17 protein-coding genes are annotated in these 14,762 nt (G+C 76.6%); 9 read left to right on the plus strand and 8 right to left on the minus strand.

The features are described 5' to 3' along the window. The first annotated feature begins 34 nt into the window (after positions 1 to 34). Genes JOD57_RS24110 through JOD57_RS24120 form a run of 3 tightly spaced genes read left to right on the plus strand, consistent with a single transcriptional unit; the run spans position 35 to position 2,807 of the window. On the plus strand, positions 35 to 418 hold the full coding sequence (locus tag JOD57_RS24110) for a response regulator transcription factor (protein ID WP_204694340.1): 384 nt from the start codon (positions 35 to 37) through the stop codon (positions 416 to 418). Beyond that, positions 406 to 2,172 (plus strand): sensor histidine kinase, encoded by a 1,767-nt coding sequence (locus tag JOD57_RS24115; RefSeq protein ID WP_204694341.1) that lies wholly within the window; start codon positions 406 to 408, stop codon positions 2,170 to 2,172. Before JOD57_RS24110 ends, JOD57_RS24115 begins: the two co-directional genes overlap by 13 nt. Beyond that, a complete protein-coding gene (locus JOD57_RS24120; RefSeq protein WP_239568773.1) occupies positions 2,172 to 2,807 on the plus strand; it encodes a response regulator transcription factor in 636 nt (211 codons plus the stop codon). Before JOD57_RS24115 ends, JOD57_RS24120 begins: the two co-directional genes overlap by 1 nt. A gap of 17 nt (positions 2,808 to 2,824) precedes the next feature. On the opposite strand, the gene JOD57_RS24125 is transcribed toward JOD57_RS24120, so the two are convergent. Next, positions 2,825 to 3,301, minus strand: coding sequence for a DUF5709 domain-containing protein (locus tag JOD57_RS24125; RefSeq protein ID WP_239568777.1), 477 nt, complete (start codon positions 3,299 to 3,301; stop codon positions 2,825 to 2,827). Between the two features lie 287 nt (positions 3,302 to 3,588). Here JOD57_RS24125 and JOD57_RS24130 point away from each other — a divergent pair, with 287 nt between their 5' ends. Further along, positions 3,589 to 6,387, plus strand: a complete 2,799-nt coding sequence (locus JOD57_RS24130; protein WP_204694343.1) for a helix-turn-helix transcriptional regulator — start codon at positions 3,589 to 3,591, stop codon at positions 6,385 to 6,387. 26 nt (positions 6,388 to 6,413) lie between these two features. Here the strand turns inward: JOD57_RS24130 and JOD57_RS24135 are convergent, their stop codons facing one another. Further along, complete coding sequence (locus tag JOD57_RS24135) at positions 6,414 to 7,013, minus strand: TetR/AcrR family transcriptional regulator (protein ID WP_204694344.1); 600 nt, start codon at positions 7,011 to 7,013, stop codon at positions 6,414 to 6,416. Positions 7,014 to 7,236: 223 nt separating this feature from the next. On the opposite strand from JOD57_RS24135, the gene JOD57_RS24140 reads away from it, so the two are divergent. From JOD57_RS24140 to JOD57_RS24160, 5 genes are all read left to right on the plus strand, one after another. Beyond that, positions 7,237 to 7,416, plus strand: a complete 180-nt coding sequence (locus JOD57_RS24140; protein ID WP_204694345.1) for a hypothetical protein — start codon at positions 7,237 to 7,239, stop codon at positions 7,414 to 7,416. Positions 7,417 to 7,537: 121 nt separating this feature from the next. Next, entirely contained in the window at positions 7,538 to 8,257 is a 720-nt protein-coding gene (locus JOD57_RS24145; protein ID WP_204694346.1) for an alpha/beta fold hydrolase, read from the plus strand. A gap of 76 nt (positions 8,258 to 8,333) precedes the next feature. Beyond that, entirely contained in the window at positions 8,334 to 8,612 is a 279-nt protein-coding gene (locus tag JOD57_RS24150; RefSeq protein WP_307824907.1) for a cupin domain-containing protein, read from the plus strand. 15 nt (positions 8,613 to 8,627) lie between these two features. Next, the gene (locus tag JOD57_RS24155) at positions 8,628 to 9,629 is read left to right on the plus strand and encodes an alpha/beta fold hydrolase (protein ID WP_204694348.1); all 1,002 of its coding nucleotides are present in this window, start codon (positions 8,628 to 8,630) and stop codon (positions 9,627 to 9,629) included. After that, on the plus strand, positions 9,626 to 9,910 hold the full coding sequence (locus tag JOD57_RS24160; protein WP_204694349.1) for a DUF6510 family protein: 285 nt from the start codon (positions 9,626 to 9,628) through the stop codon (positions 9,908 to 9,910). The genes JOD57_RS24155 and JOD57_RS24160 overlap by 4 nt, the downstream gene beginning before the upstream one ends. A gap of 371 nt (positions 9,911 to 10,281) precedes the next feature. On the opposite strand, the gene JOD57_RS24165 is transcribed toward JOD57_RS24160, so the two are convergent. The 6 genes from JOD57_RS24165 to JOD57_RS24190 form a co-directional block, all read right to left on the minus strand. Then, complete coding sequence (locus tag JOD57_RS24165; RefSeq protein WP_307824908.1) at positions 10,282 to 11,040, minus strand: FAD-binding oxidoreductase; 759 nt, start codon at positions 11,038 to 11,040, stop codon at positions 10,282 to 10,284. Beyond that, complete coding sequence (locus JOD57_RS24170) at positions 11,010 to 11,615, minus strand: molybdopterin-dependent oxidoreductase (RefSeq protein WP_204694350.1); 606 nt, start codon at positions 11,613 to 11,615, stop codon at positions 11,010 to 11,012. Before JOD57_RS24170 ends, JOD57_RS24165 begins: the two co-directional genes overlap by 31 nt. Before the next feature lie 98 nt (positions 11,616 to 11,713). Then, positions 11,714 to 12,802, minus strand: a complete 1,089-nt coding sequence (locus JOD57_RS24175) for a redoxin domain-containing protein (RefSeq protein WP_204694351.1) — start codon at positions 12,800 to 12,802, stop codon at positions 11,714 to 11,716. Between the two features lie 516 nt (positions 12,803 to 13,318). Beyond that, on the minus strand, positions 13,319 to 13,762 hold the full coding sequence (locus JOD57_RS24180) for a VOC family protein (protein ID WP_204694352.1): 444 nt from the start codon (positions 13,760 to 13,762) through the stop codon (positions 13,319 to 13,321). Between the two features lie 61 nt (positions 13,763 to 13,823). Then, positions 13,824 to 14,012 (minus strand): hypothetical protein, encoded by a 189-nt coding sequence (locus JOD57_RS24185; RefSeq protein ID WP_204694353.1) that lies wholly within the window; start codon positions 14,010 to 14,012, stop codon positions 13,824 to 13,826. 30 nt (positions 14,013 to 14,042) lie between these two features. Continuing rightward, the gene (locus tag JOD57_RS24190) at positions 14,043 to 14,483 is read right to left on the minus strand and encodes a VOC family protein (protein ID WP_239573169.1); all 441 of its coding nucleotides are present in this window, start codon (positions 14,481 to 14,483) and stop codon (positions 14,043 to 14,045) included. Positions 14,484 to 14,762 lie beyond the last annotated feature (279 nt).

Genomic DNA, 14,762 nt, shown 5'->3' on the forward strand with positions numbered 1-14,762 from the left:
TCCGGCGCCCGGCGGCGGTGCCAGCCTCGACCCCGTGACAGCGCGGGTGCTGATCGTCGACGACCACGCTCCCTTCCGGTCGCTGGCCCGCCGGCTGCTCGTGGCGGGCGGCTTCTCGGTCGTGGGGGAGGCCGCCGACGGCGCCGGCGCCCTGTCCGCGGCCCGCGACCTCGCGCCCGACGTCGTCCTCCTCGACGTCCAGCTGCCCGACCTGGACGGCTTCGCGGTCGCCGAGGCGCTCGCCCGGGGACAGCCCGAGCCGATCGTCGTCCTCGTCTCCAGCCGGGCCCTGCTCGACTACGGCCACCGGGTCGAGACCAGCACGGCGCGCGGCTTCATCGCCAAAGCGGACCTGAGCGGCGAGACACTGCTGCGTGTGATCGACGGACCAGGACGGCCGGTCCCGTGCAGCGGCTGAGGCCCCGCACGCGCGCGGTGGTGGCCTCGGCCGGGGGGGCCGCGGGCGTCGCGGCGGCGAGCGCGCTCGTGTGGGGCGGCTACTCGGTGCCCGCCGACCTGCTGGCGCCCACCCTCGTCCTCGGCCTCGCCGTCGGCTGGTCCTTCGTCGGTGTGGGCCTGGTGGCCTGGACGCGCCGCCCGGACAGCCGCACCGGCGTCCTGATGGTCGTGCTCGGCTTCGCCTGGTTCGCCCGCTTCGCGGTCGCGGTCGACACCCGCGCCGGGTTCGTGGTCGGCGTCCTGCTCGGCTCGGTCCACCTGAGCGTCCTGGTGCACCTGCTGGCCACCTTCCCGGCCGGGCGCGTGCAGGACCGGGTGGAGCGGGTGCTGGTGACGGCCGGCTACCTGCTCTCCGCACCGCTGGACGCCGTCTTCCTCTTCGCCTTCGGTGCCCGGCGCCAGCTCGGGGAGGGACCGCCGCCCAACGGGCTGGTGATCGCCCCGAGCAACGGGGGGTTCGACCCCTCCGGCGTCGACCTGGCCGTGCAGGGCGTGGTCGTGGTGCTGCTCGTGTCCCTGCTCGGCGTGGTGTTCAGGAGGTGGCGGTCGGCCGGGCCCGCGCAGCGCCGCAGCCTCACCCCCGGGGCGGTGGGCGCGGCGCTGATCGTCGTCACGATCCTGGTGGAGCGGACGGCGGTCCTGCTGCTCATCCCGCCGGCGGTCGGGGTGGCGCTGGCCTGGTCGGCGCAGGTCGTCCTGGTGGTGTGGCCCCTGGCGCTGCTGCTGGGCCTCCTGCGCAGCCAGCTCGACCGGTCGGCGGTGGGCCGGCTCATCGTGGAGCTGGGCGCCGGGCTGCCCGTGCCGGAGCGGCTGCGCAGCGCCCTGGCCGCCGCGCTGCACGACCCGTCGCTCGAGCTGGCCTACTGGCTGCCGGAGCGGGGTGCCTTCGTCGACCCCACCGGTGCCCCGGTCCGCGTCGGGCCCGTCGGCGGCCGGGCCCTGACCTACCTGGAGCGCGACGGCGAGCGGATCGCGGTGCTGGTGCACGACCCGGTGCTCGCGGGGGAGCCCGAGCTCGTGGCGGCGGTGGCGGCCGGGGCGGGCCTGGCGGTCCAGAACGAGCGGCTGCACGCCGAGGTCCGCAGCCAGCTCCGGGAGGTCCAGGCGTCGAGGGCGCGGATCGTCGAGGCGGCCGACGGCGCCCGCCGCCGGGTGGAACGGGACCTGCACGACGGAGCCCAGCAGCGGCTGGTCACCGTGGCCCTCGCGCTCCGGCTGGCGCACACCCAGCTCGACACCGCCGGGCGCGGTGAGCTGGGCGCGCTCCTGGACGAGGCGGGCGCGGAGCTGGCCGGGGCCCTCGACGAGCTGCGCGAGCTGGCCCGGGGCATCTACCCGGTGCTGCTGACCGACGCCGGGCTGGGGCCGGCCCTCCACTCCCTCGCCGAGCGCTGCCCGGTGCCGGCCGTGGTCGGCGCGGTGCCCGACCGGCGGTGGGCGGACGCGGTCGAGCAGACCTGCTACTTCGTCGTCTCCGAGGCGCTGGCGAACGCGGCCAAGCACGCGGGCGCCGGGCAGGTCGTCGTCGACGTGCGGCAGGACGCCGGCGGGCTCCGCGTGCAGGTGAGCGACGACGGCGCCGGCGGGGCCGACCCGGGCGGTTCGGGCCTGCGCGGGCTCGCCGACCGGGTGGCCACGCTCGGCGGGGAACTGACGGTGCGCAGCCCACGGGGCGGCGGCACCCGGGTGATCGCGACGGTCCCGTGCGCGTGATGGTCGCCGACGACGCGGCGCTGTTCCGGGCGGGCGTGGCGCGGCTGCTCGCCGACGCCGGGTTCGACGTCACCGCGCAGGTGGGGGACGCCGACGCCCTCCTCGCCGCGGTCGAGCGGGACCCGCCGGACGCCGTCGTCCTCGACATCCGGATGCCCCCCACCCACACCACCGAGGGGCTGGAGGCCGCGCGGGTGCTCGCCGCCGGCCACCCGGGGGTGGGTGTCCTCGTGCTGTCGGCGCACGTCGAGCCGCACTACGCGATGCGGCTCGTCGAGTCCGGCGCGACGGGCACCGGCTACCTGCTCAAGGAGCGCGTCACCGACCCCGGCGAGCTCACCGACGCCCTGCGCCGGGTGGCGGCCGGCGGAGTGGTGATCGACCCCGGCGTCGTGGCCCAGCTCGTCGGCCGGCGCCGCGTGCGCAACCCCCTGGACGCGCTGTCGGAGCGGGAGCGGGAGGTGCTGGCCGTGATGGCGGAGGGGCGGTCGAACCAGGCGATCTGCGAGCGGCTGTTCCTCAGCCCGAAGACGGTCGAGGCCTACGTGCACAACGTGTTCACCAAGCTCGACCTGCACCAGGCGGCCGACGTCAACCGGCGGGTGCTCGCCGTGCTGGCCTACCTGCGCGCCTGACCGCCCGCACCCCTGCGCTACGGGCGGTCCTCCCACCCGGAGAACCGGTCCGCGTCCCTGCCGGGGACGACGTGCACGGCCGCCTCCTCCGCCGAGGCGGCGCCGGAGTCGATGCCGGCGTCGACGGCGTGCAGCTCCGGCTCGTCGTCTCCCCAGCCGCCCTCGCCCTCCACCAGCCGGCCGGCACGCCGGTCGCCGACCTCGTCGTCGAGCAGCTCACCGTCGGTGTCCGAGGTGTCGCCGAGCCCGTCGCCCTCGCTGCGGTCGGTCTCCGGCAGCTCGCGGGCGAGGCGGCCGTCCAGGCTCTCCCCGGTGGACTCCTCCCACTCCGTGGTGCCCCACTCGTCGACCCCCCACGGCCGCTCGGGCGGGGACCACCCCGTGTCGAGGACGTCCTCGATCCCGCCGAGGTCCTCCAGCGTGTCGCGGGCGTCGAGGACCCCCGAGTCCTCCTCCGGATCGGTCCCGTCGGTGCCGAAGATCCCGGTCCCCATGCCGCCACACCTCCCGGTCGGGGGACGGGCCGCCGGCCGACCGCTCGTCCCGTGGTCCGGCGAGCATCCGGTCCGGCACGGCACCGGGCATCGGTCATCTGACCGCGCGCGCGGGGCTGCGTCGCGGCGGTGGCCGTCCGCAGGCGTGCCGTGACGAGCCGTCGATCCGCGCACGAGGCGGTTGTGGAGTCCGCAACTGGCGAGAGAGACTCTCGTCTCCACGGGACGGACAGCCGGAACTCCCCTCCACCCGGTCGGGTCGACGGCTCCGAGCCGAGGGGGCACCGGTGGACGATGGCGGCTCCGGGTACCCGGCCGGCTCCCTGGTCGGGCGAGCCGGGGACGTGGCGGTGCTGACCTCGTTCCTGCACCGGGCGGCCGGACACGGTGCGGCTCTGGTGCTCACGGGCGAACCGGGGGTCGGCAGGAGCGCCCTGCTCGAGGTGGCGGCGCGAGCCGCCGGCGCCGCCGGGACCCGGGTGCTGTCCGCCGCGGGTGTGGAGGCCGAGGCGGAGGTGGGCTTCGCCGGTCTCCACCAGCTGCTGGTCCCGGTGCTCGGCGAGCTGACGGCCCTGTCCGACCTGCACCGCGACGCCCTCGCGCACAGCCTCGGGTACCGGGCGGGCCCGACCGCGGACCGGCTGGTGGTCTCCACCGCGGTCCTCACGTCGCTGCGTGAGCTCGCCGTCGGGAGACCCGTGCTGGTGGTGGTCGACGACCTGCAGTGGCTCGACCGCACGACCGCCGAGGTGCTGGGCTTCGTCGCCCGCCGCGTCCCGGCGGGCGCCCGCATCGGTCTGCTCGCCGCGTCCCGGTGGGGCGACGACGGGTCCGGCCCGTTGGCCGGCCTGCCCGAGCACGAGGTGCGACCGCTCGAGGAGGGAGCCGCCGAGGAGCTGGTGGCCGGCCGCTACCCGACGATGGCCCCCCGGGTGCGCCGGCGCGTCGTCGCCGCCGCCCAGGGCAACCCGCTGGCGCTCCTCGAGCTGCCGGCCGCGCTCACCGGTCGACAGCGGGTGGCGCTCGAGGCGCTGCCCTCGGTCCTGCCCCTGAGCCGCCACCTGGGGGCGGTGTTCGCCGGCAGGATGCGCGACCTCCCGCCCGCCACCCGGCGGCTGCTGCTGCTGGCCGCCCTGGACGGCACCGGGGACCTCCGGGTCCTCGGTTCGGCGTCCCGCGACGAGGACTGGCTGGACGTCCTGGCCCCGGCCGAGAGGGCGCGGCTGCTGCGCGTCGACGCGGGGACCCGGCGCGTGTCCCTGTGGCACCCGCTCGTCGGCTCGGCAGCCGTCCAGCTGGCGACCAGCGGCGAGCGCCGCCGTGCCCACGCCGCGCTGGCCGAGGTCCTCGTCGACCAGCCCGAGCGCCGGGCGTGGCACCTGGCCGAGGCGGCCGTCGGCCCGGACGGGCCGGCCGCGGACCTGCTCGACGAGGCCGCGGACCGTGCACTCCGGAAGGGCGACGGGGTCGGTGCCGTCACCGCGCTGCTGAGGGCCGCGGACCTCAGCCCGTCCGGTCCCGACCGGGCCCGCCGTCTGGCGAGGGCCGCCTACGTGGGCGCGCACGCGGCCGGTGACCTGCGCAGTGTCCCGGACCTCCTGCTGCAGGCCCGGCGGGCCGATCCGGACGGCGGGGGCTCGTTGCAGACGGCGATGGCCGCCTCCTACCACCTCTCCACCGGGGACGGGGACGTCGACGGCGCCCACGTCGCGCTGGTGCGCGCGATCGAGTCCGCGCTGCTCGGACCCGTCGGGGTGGGTGACCTCGACGAGGCCCTGCACGGCCTCCTGGTCATCTGTCACTCCAGCGGCCGGGCCGAGCCGTGGCAGGCCCTGGAGTCGGCGGCCGCCCGGCTGGGGCACCGGCTGGGCCCCGCCCTCTCGGTCGCCCGGTCGACGTTCGGCGCCCCGGCACTCGCCACCGCCGCGGACCTGCGGCAGCTGGACCGGGTGATCGCGGGCATCGACGCCGAGGAGGACCCGGCGCAGATCGTGCGGACCGGGCTGGCCGCCTCCTACGTCGACCGGCTCGACGGCTGCCGGCAGGCGCTGTGGCGGGTGGTGGGGAACGGGCGGGAGGGCGGCGCCGTGGCCTGCGCGGTCGACGCCCTGGTCGTGCTGTGTCAGGACGCCTACGGCGCCGGGCGGTGGGAGGAGGCCCGCCGGACGGCCGAGGAGGCCGTCGAGCTGGGTGAGGCCCTGGGCTACCGGCTCCCCAGCCTCTCGGGCACCTGCTGCCTGGCGCTGCTCGCGGCCGCCGAGGGTCGTCACGAGACGGCCCGGACCCTCGCCGGGCAGGTCGTCTCCTGGGCCGGGCCGCGCGGTGTCCGCGCGCTCGAGCACTCCGCGTACCGCGCCCGTGCGCTGGCGGCCCTCGCGGAGGGCGACTTCGAGGAGGCCTACCGGCAGGCGGCGGCGATCAGCCCGCCCGGTGTGGTGGCCCCGCACGTGCCGGTGGCCGCGTGGGTGACCCTGGACCTGGTCGAGGCCGCGGTCCGCACCGGCCGGCGCCAGGAGGCCGGGGCCCACGTGGCGGCGATGCGGGGACTGGAGGTCTTCCGGCTGTGCCCCCGGCTGGTCCTGCTGGCGGCCGGGTCGGCCGCCCTCACCGCCCCGGACGACGGTGCCGCCGCGTGCTTCGAGGAGGCGATGGCGACACCGGGAGCCGACCGCCACCCGTTCGAGTCCGCCCGGGTCCAGCTGGCCTACGGCGAGCACCTGCGCCGGGTCCGGGCGACCGGTGCCGCCCGGCTGCACCTGGCCGGCGCGCTGGAGGCCTTCACCCGGCTGGGCGCCCGCCCGTGGGCCGTGCGGGCGGAGCACGAGCTGCGGGCGACGGGGGTGTCCCGGTCACCGGTGGCCCGGGCGGCAGCGGTGGGACTGACCCCCCAGGAGCACGAGATCTCGCTGCTCGCGGCGTCCGGGCTGACCAACAAGCAGATCGGCGTGCAGCTCTACCTCTCACCGCGGACGGTGAGCGCCCACCTGTACCGGGTCTTCCCCAAGCTCGGGATCTCGTCTCGGGCGGCGCTGCGGGACGCGCTCGCCCGGGTGCCGCAGGAGGTGGGTGAGCGGGGTGCCGGCTGACCGCCGGGAGCGGCGGTGCCCGGCTGTCAGGTCCCGTCGTCGTCGAGTACCTGCCGCACCAGCGCGTACGCCGCCTCGGTGGCCGTGGGCAGGTGGTCGCTGCGCCCCTCGCGCCAGGACCGCACGGCCAGCCGGAGCACCACCATGCCGACGGCCGCCTCGGCGACGACGGCGTCGTCGGGCTCCGGCAGGCCGCGCAGCTCCGCCAGGCCGCGGGCGAGCTGCGTCTCGACGGCGCGCTGGTCCGCGAGCGTCCGTCGCATCAGCCCGTCGTGGCCGAGGACGATGCGGTCGCGCAGTGCCAGCGACGCCCGCTGCGACTGCAGGTGGCCGGCGAAGGACCGCAGGACCCGGAGGAGCTGCTCGCTGCGGCCGGCCTCCCCGTGCGCGGACGCGATGGCGGCCTGCATCGCCTCGTCGAAGCCCGTCCGGTAGGCGAAGACGACCTCCTCCTTGGTGCCGAAGTGCCGGTAGAAGGTCGCCGGCCCGACCTGCGCCTCGCGGCACACGTCCTCGACGGTCACGTGGTCGTAGCCGCGCGCGGCGAAGAGGCGCAGCGCCGTCTCCTCCAGCCGCTCACGCGTCTCCCGGCGCTTGCGGTCACGCAGCGAGACGGTCGCAGGCATGGGGGTCTCCGTGGGAGGGGTGGTCGGCGTCCGGACGGATTCTGCGCCGGTCCGGCCGTCGTCGGCCCACCGACGCCGGGACGCCCACGAGCCGGGCGCCCGGCGGGGACCGGCCCCCTCCGGCGCACCGCAGTCGCACGACCGATGCCACGGCCGCGCTCGCGGACCACGGTCGGTGCCTCCACGACCGCCGACACGGGGGTCGACGAGGGAGGGACGTGTGGTGCCCACGTACCAGATGGTCTACGGAGACGGTGAGCAGGTCGTGCGCGAGACCTACGACGACGTGGAGCTCGAGCGCGAGGACGGCTGGACCGTCCTGTTCCGGGGCGGCCACGCGATCCTGCGCGTGCAGGACGTGCACGTGCAGTCCCTCGAGCGGGTCGAGCCGCAGCCCGGCTGATGCGTCCGTACCCGCCTGCCCGGCCGGTCGAGTCAGTTGACCGATGCCCAGCCGTGCCGGCGCCGCACAGACTCGGCCCCGCCGGACAGCCGTCGCGGCGGACCCGCCGGAGGAGCCCGACATGAAGCCCACCATCGTCCTGGTCCACGGCGCCTACGCCGAGTCGTCGAGCTGGAACGACGTCATCACGCCGCTGGTCGACGAGGGGCACCGCGTGATCGCCTGGGCCGTCCCGCTGCGCGGGGTCGCCCGGGACGCGGCCGCGCTCACGGACCTCGTCCGGAGCATCGACGGCCCGGTCGTGCTGGTCGGCCACTCCTACGGGGGCGCGCTGCTGTCCAGCGTGCCCGCCGACGCCGGCGACGTCCAGGGGCTGGTGTTCGTCGCCGGGTACGCGCTGGAGCCGGGGGAGAGCTGCGGCGACGCGTCCTCGCTCGCCCCCGGCGGCACCCTCGGCCCGACACTGACCCGCGTGCCGCTCGGCGACGGCGGGGTGGACACCTACATCGACCCGGCGCGGTACCACCACCAGTTCGCCGAGGACCTGCCCGAGGCGCAGACGACCCAGATGGCCGTCACCCAGCGCCCGGTGACCGAGGCCGCGCTCTTCGAGCCGTCGGGCGACCCGCCGCTGTGGCGGACGGTGCCGAGCTGGTTCGTGTTCGGCGAGCTGGACCGCAACATCCCGGCGGGCGCGCACCGCATCATGGCCGAGCGGGCCGGGTCACGCCGCACCGTCGAGATCGCGGGCGCCTCGCACGTCGTGGGCATGTCCCACCCCGCCGAGACGGTGCGGATCGTCCTCGAGGCGGCCGACGCCGCCGCGTCCGCGACCGTGTGAGCGGGGCACCGAGATGGTCCGGCCGGCCGCCGGCGCGCGGTTCACGCGGACGGAGCTGCAGCGTTCCCCGTCTCCGGTGCCCGGTCGGGAGATCGTCCAGGCCCTCGCCGAGATCCCCGAGGGCGTGGCGTCGGGTCGGCACAGCCACCCGGGACCCGAGGGCGGCTACACCGTCCGGGGCGACGTGGCGATGGAGTTCGACGACCGGCCCACCGTCAGGCTGCGCACCGGCGACCCCTTCCTGATCCCGCCGGGCGTCGTGCACGACGCCCGCAACGCCGGCGTCGTCACGACGAAGATGCTCTCGACCTACGTCGTGGACGAGAGCCGGCCGCTCGCGACCCTCCACGACTGACCGGCCGGACCCGTCATGACACCACCGGGGCCGGCTCGCGGCGACGGTTTCGACGGCTACGCCCAGGCGCAGCTCGCCGTGGGGGAGGTGACGCTCCGGGTGCGGTCGGGCGGGTCGGGGCCGCCGCTGCTGCTGCTGCACGGCTACCCGGAGACCCACCTCGTGTGGGGTGGCGTCGCCGGGGCGCTGGCCGAGGAGTTCACCGTGGTGGCGCCGGACCTGCGCGGCTACGGGGACAGCTCGAAGCCGCCGACCGTCCCCGGCCACGAGACCCACGGCAAGCGGGCCATGGCCGGCGACGGCGTGCGGCTGATGCGACAGCTCGGCTTCGACGAGTTCGACGTCGCCGGGCACGACCGGGGCGGCCGGATGGCCTACCGCATGGCACTCGACTCCCCGGACGCGGTGCGCCGGGTCACGGTCATGGACGTCGTCCCCACCGGTGAGGTGTGGGCGCGCGCCGACGCGCGCACGGCTCTCGGCTACTGGCACTGGGCGTTCCTCGCCCTGCCCGAGCCGATCCCCGAGCGGCTCATCGCCCCGGATCCGGAGTCCTTCTTCCTCGACGCCGAGTTCGGCGGCGTCATCCGGGGCTTCCGGCCGGAGGCCGTGGCCGACTACGCCCGGTGCGTCCGCGACCCGGCCGTCGTGCACGCCGTCTGCGAGGACTACCGCGCCGGTGCCACCTGCGACCGGCGGGACGACGACGAGGACCGCGCCGCCGGGCGCAGGATCACCTGCCCCCTCCAGGTCCTGTGGGCCGGCCGGGGCGCGCTGGCGGCCTGGTACGACACGCTGGCGGTCTGGCGGGAGTGGGCCGACGACGTGACCGGCGAGGCGCTGGACTGCGGTCACTTCATGGCGGAGGAGCGGCCCGCCGAGACGCTGGCCGCGATCCGCCGTTTCCACGGCGGGGGCCGCACGGGGCCGGCGCTGCGAGTGGTACCCGCTGTCCCCGACGGACAGCCGGGACGATCCCCGCACCGGACGGTGCGGGAGACGGGAGGCACCCCATGACCGACACCACGGACGCCGACGACCGCCGGCTGGACGGGAACGCGGCGGCCGGCGTCCTGTCCGAGGTGCTCGCCGTCGACCCGACGACGGCGATGGTCACCTGCGCGCACTGCGGTGGCCGGGCCGCGCTGGGCGCGCACCTGCTCTACGCCGACGCCCCCGCGCTCGTGCTGCGCTGCCCGACCTGCACGGAGGTGGTCCTGCGGTGCGCCTCCGACGAGGCCGGGCTGCGCCTGGAGATGAGCGGCGTCCTCCTGCTGTCGGCGCCGCCCGCCGGCTGACCGTCCCGGGGCGTGCGCCCCGGGACGGTCAGGCCGTGCCCGGGGCCGAGGGCACCGGCGGGACGTCCGCGTCGATGGCGGCGCGGCACGGGTCCGTCGTGTCGACGATCCCCACCAGCACCCCGCCGGTGACCACCAGCAGGTGGTGGATCGGCCCGCCACCATCGACCGCAGGGCCTCGCCGACCGGCGTGCCCGGTGCCACGGTGACGGGAGGGCCGGACAGGCGCTTCATGAGGTAGGCGGCCGCGGCCAGGTGCGCCCTCGGTTCCACAGTCGTGACCGGTGGGTGCACGACGGTCCCCACGGTGGGGCGCGCGGTCGTGGTGGGCGCGGCCGTCGGGTGCACGGCTGCTCCTCCCGGCGGGGCGGTCACGCCGGGTCCCCGGTGCCGCCGAAGCGCTCGAGCCGGATCGCCGACGGGGAGTGCCCGAGGTCCACCAGGGTGGTGGCGACGGTCTCGACGAAGACGGTGGGGCCGCACACGAACACCCTCGGCCGGGCGTCGGGCGGGAAGGCGTGCTCCTGCAGCAGGGCGCCGTCGACGCGCCCCGTGGGTCCCGTCCAGTCCGGCGGCGCGCCCCGGGTGAGGGTCACCGTGGCCCCGGGCCCGAGCAGGTCCCCGCCCAGGACGTCGTCGGCGGTGCGGGCGGAGTAGAGCAGCCGGACCGGGGTGGGGTCCCCGGCGCGCCGCGCGTGGTCGAGCATGGCGAGGAAGGGCGAGACCCCGGCGCCCCCGGCCACGAGCTGCACCGGCCGCCGTCGATCGGCCGGGGTGGCGGCGTCGGCGGCGGCCGACCAGACGAAGTACCCGCCGATCGGCCCGCGCAGCTCCAGGTCGTCCCCGGCCTGCATCTCCTCGGTGAGGTAGGGCGACACCTCACCGCCCGGGAGGTCCTCCACGAGCAGGTGCAGCCGGGGGTCCTCGGGCGGTGAGGCGATCGAGTAGCTGCGCTGGGCGGTGTAGCCGTCCTCGGCCGTCAGCCGGACGTCCACGTGCTGCCCGGGCAGGTGCCCGGGCCAGCCGTCCACGTCGAAGACCAACCGCCGGACCCTGGTGCTCGCGGGCAGGTTGTCCGTCAGCCTGGCGCGCAGCCAGGTCAGTCGCCGCTGTACCGCTGCTCGCGCCACGGGTCACCGCGGTCGTGGTAGCCGAAGGTCTCCCAGAAGCCGGGCTCGTTCCGCGGCCGCACGGACAGCCCGCGGACCCACTTCGCGCTCTTCCAGAAGTACAGGTGCGGGACGAGCAGCCGCGCCGGGCCGCCGTGCTCGGGGGCGAGGGGCTGCCCGTCGTAGGTGTCGACCACCCACGCCCGGCCGCCGGTCACGTCGTCGAGGGGCAGGTTGGTGGTGTACCCGCCGTCGGAGAAGGCCACCACGTAGGACCCCTCGACGCCGGCGTCGGCCAACAGGGTGTCGACCGAGACGCCCTCCCAGCGGGTGTCGAACTTCGACCACTTGGTCACGCAGTGGATGTCGACCGAGACCGACTCGCGGGGCAGCTCCCGGAACTCCTCCCAGGTCCAGGTCTGCGGGGCGGCGACCTCGCCGCGCACCACGAGGTCCCACTCCGCCAGCGGTGTCCGCGGGGTCGGGCCGGCCGACAGCACCGGGAACTGGTCACCGGTGTCGTACTGGCCCGGCGGCAGCCGGTCGTCCGTCGTGGCCGACCTCCGGCGCCCGAACCCCCGGGAGACCAGTGCCATGGCCGTCCTCCTCCTCGTCCGGTGTTCCTCGGACCCGGCGGGGTCACCCTCCGGGGCGGGCGGGGCGCGGCGCATCGGTCAGATGACCGTCGCGCCGGCTACCCGAAGGTGACGGCGTAGACCTCGGCGCCGGGGTCGGGGAACTCGACCTCGGCAGTGGCGGTGTCGACCGCGCCGGAGCGGCGGACCAGCTGGTGCAGCCGGCCCTCGGCCACCGTCCCGGAGCCGTCGGCGCCGACGTCGAGTCCGGCGTCGGCGCCCGGCGGCCGGCCGTCCAGGAGCAGCCGGAAGCGCACCGGCGTCCCCTGCCGTCCCGGCGTGGCGACCAGGTGGAGGTCGCGGGCGGAGAAGCGGACGGTCAGCCGCCCGCCGGGCTCGTGGGACACCGCCGCCTCGCGGGCCACCGTCCAGGCACCGGCCAGGGCCCAGTGGCCCAGCCGCAGCCGGTCGGGGGCGGAGTAGGTGCGCGGCCGGTCGGCCACGACCCCGCCCGGGGAGGCGAAGCCGGTGGTCCGGTCGTAGCCGAGGTAGGTCTCGGCCGATCGCAGGCTGTCCCAGTCTGCGGGGGCCTCGACGCCGTGGGCCTCGACGGGCACCGGGTACGGCCCGAGGTCGCCGGCGCCGGCCTCGGTGAGCAGCTGCCGCAGGACCGTCTCGGTCTCCTCGTAGCCGCCCTCGCCGAAGACGTGGTGGCGCAGCCGCCCGGTCGCGTCGACGAGGTAGAGCGCCGGCCAGAAGTGGTTGTGGAAGGACCGCCAGACGCCGAAGGAGTCGTCGACCGCGATCGGGTAGCCGATCGAGCGGGCCTCCGCGGCCCGGCGGACGCCGTCCGCGCCGTGCTCGAAGGAGAACTCGGGGGAGTGCACCCCGATGACGACCAGCCCGGCGTCGCGGTAGGCGTCGGCCCAGGTGCGCACGTACGGGAGCTGGCGCAGCCAGTTGATGCAGGTGTGGGTCCAGAAGTCGACGAGCACCACCCGGCCGCGCAGGTCGGCGCCGGTGAGCGGGCGCGAGTTGAGCCAGTCGGTCGCCGCGGCGAGGGAGAAGTCGGCCTCGACCGGCCACAGCGCGTCGGCGCCGTCGGCGTCCCCGCGGTCCTCGGCGCGGACGTCGTCGGAGCGGAACAGCTGCCCGAGACGGCGGGCGCGGTCCAGCAGGTGGTCGGAGCTCAGGTGGTCCGAGGTCATGGCCGAGGTCCTCTCACGGGCGGCGTGCGCCCCCAGCCTCGGCCCGCGCCGGGGTCGCTCGCGCCCGTGGCCGTCCCTGGCGTGCCCCGGGGGCCCGCTGGTCGAGGCCGCCGCCCGCGTCGGGGACCGGGAGGTCGCCCCGGCCGCCGCGGAGAACCTGGCCGCGCGGGCGCGCGGGAGCGGCACACCCTGGGCGCGGGGCCCGCGTTCGAGGCGATGGGCGCGGCCTGCCTCGCCGAGCGGCCCGGCTCGTTCGCGACGGGCGGGCGGACCCGGGGATCGGCGCGACGCTGTTCCTCGGCGCCCGCACCGTCGAGTGGCACCTGCGGACGGTGTCCGACGAGTCGGGGACCACCTCGCGCCGGGGCCTGCAGGCCGCGCCGGCCGGCCGTGGCACCGGCGGCCCCGCCGACGGGGCACCGGCCACCCGCACGGCGTCGCCGCCGTCCCGGGCAGGACCGGCCCGGCGCCCGGCCGCCCCGTGCGGGGACGGCCGGACGCACAGGCGCGGCGGGCTCACCGGCCCGGGAGGCGCTGCGTGACCTCCTGCAGGACCCAGCCGTTGCCGTCCGGGTCGCTGAACACGGCGTGCGAGGAGTAGCTGCCGCCGGCCGGGTCCCGCCCCGGCAGCCGCACGCCCGGCTCGTCGGGGTGGAACCGCCCGGCCGCGCCGTGGAACACCTCGCTCACCGCGACGCCGTGCTCGACGAGCTCGGCGCGGGTGGCCTCGATGTCCTCGGTGACCAGCAGCAGCCCCTCCTGCGACCCGGGGACCATGCGGGTGATCCCGGTGCCGAAGCTGATCGAGCACCCCGACCCGGGTGGCGTGATCTGCACGATGCGGAAGTCGTCTCCCGCCACGATGTCGGCGTCCTCGCGCCAACCCAGCCCCTTGTAGAACTGCTTGGCGCGGTCGACGTCGGTGACGGGCAGGACGACGACCTCGAGCTTGACGTCCACGGGGACCTCCTCGGTGTGCTGGGTCAGGACACCGCTGCGGTGCGCGGCTGCTGGTCGGTGGTCACTGCCGGGCGCCCTCGACGTGGAGGGTGGCGTCGGCGACGGCCTGGTCCTCCGTCCGGCCCTCCTGGCGCGCCATGATGTAGGCGGCGTACCAGCCGGACCAGTGGTGGGGCGGTGAGGTCGGCTCGTACTCGCCGTGGTGGTCCTCGGCCTCCCGCAGGAGGGCGGTCAGGTTCTCGACGTCCATCGGTGGGTCCTCGTGGGTCTCGGGGCCGGGTCAGCGGCCGGGGAGGCGGGTCGTGATCTCCTGGAGCAGCCAGCGGTTGCCGTCGGGGTCGGTGAACGGGGCGTACGAGGCGTAGCTGCGGCGTCCGGGGTCCAGGCCTGCCGCCTGCGTCGCGGGGTCCGCGCGCAGCGCGAGCGCCCCGCGGGCGTCGTGGACGATCTCGCCGACGTCCACGCCCTGCGCGACGAGCTCGGCGCGGGCGGCCTCGACGTCGTCCACGGCGAGGAACAGGTCCCCCGCCGAGCCCGGCCGCTCCGATCCCATCCCGGTGCCGATGTGGATCGAGCACCCCGAGCCGGGCGGCGTCATCTGGACGAGGCGGAAGTCGTCCTCCAGGACGACGTCGGCGTCCTCGCGCCAGCCCAGGGTCTTGTAGAACTGCTTGGCCCGGTCGACGTCGGAGACGGGCACGACGACGACCTCGAGGTTCATGTCCACCACGTGCGCTCCTCGTCCTGGCCGGACCGGACCCGGTCGGGGCCGGTCCCGTCAGGCTGGCGCGGACGGTCCCCGTGCCGACCCAGGGGAACCCCCTGGTGTGCCGACTGGTCCCGGGACCCGGACGACGGCGGCCCGGCGCGGGTGCCGCTCCGGGACCGGTCGCCGCCCCGGATGTCGGACGACGAGGTGGCACCCCGTGCGTCCCGACATCGTCCCGGGGGCTGGCTTCCCCGACCACCGGCTCCCCGACCACACCCGCACCGTCCGCAC

This window comes from Geodermatophilus bullaregiensis, from assembly GCF_016907675.1.
GTDB lineage: Bacteria > Actinomycetota > Actinomycetes > Mycobacteriales > Geodermatophilaceae > Geodermatophilus > Geodermatophilus bullaregiensis.

What these genes read in the sequence shown, in the direction of transcription:
- JOD57_RS24120 (WP_239568773.1), top strand. Translation starts at nt 2,172, where the DNA reads ATGGTCGCCGACGACGCGGCGCTGTTCCGGGCGGGCGTGGCGCGGCTG.
- JOD57_RS24125 (WP_239568777.1), bottom strand. Translation starts at nt 3,301, where the DNA reads ATGGGGACCGGGATCTTCGGCACCGACGGGACCGATCCGGAGGAGGAC.
- JOD57_RS24135 (WP_204694344.1), bottom strand. Translation starts at nt 7,013, where the DNA reads ATGCCTGCGACCGTCTCGCTGCGTGACCGCAAGCGCCGGGAGACGCGT.
- JOD57_RS24145 (WP_204694346.1), top strand. Translation starts at nt 7,538, where the DNA reads ATGAAGCCCACCATCGTCCTGGTCCACGGCGCCTACGCCGAGTCGTCG.
- JOD57_RS24155 (WP_204694348.1), top strand. Translation starts at nt 8,628, where the DNA reads ATGACACCACCGGGGCCGGCTCGCGGCGACGGTTTCGACGGCTACGCC.
- JOD57_RS24160 (WP_204694349.1), top strand. Translation starts at nt 9,626, where the DNA reads ATGACCGACACCACGGACGCCGACGACCGCCGGCTGGACGGGAACGCG.
- JOD57_RS24170 (WP_204694350.1), bottom strand. Translation starts at nt 11,615, where the DNA reads ATGGCACTGGTCTCCCGGGGGTTCGGGCGCCGGAGGTCGGCCACGACG.
- JOD57_RS24175 (WP_204694351.1), bottom strand. Translation starts at nt 12,802, where the DNA reads ATGACCTCGGACCACCTGAGCTCCGACCACCTGCTGGACCGCGCCCGC.
- JOD57_RS24185 (WP_204694353.1), bottom strand. Translation starts at nt 14,012, where the DNA reads ATGGACGTCGAGAACCTGACCGCCCTCCTGCGGGAGGCCGAGGACCAC.
- JOD57_RS24190 (WP_239573169.1), bottom strand. Translation starts at nt 14,483, where the DNA reads ATGAACCTCGAGGTCGTCGTCGTGCCCGTCTCCGACGTCGACCGGGCC.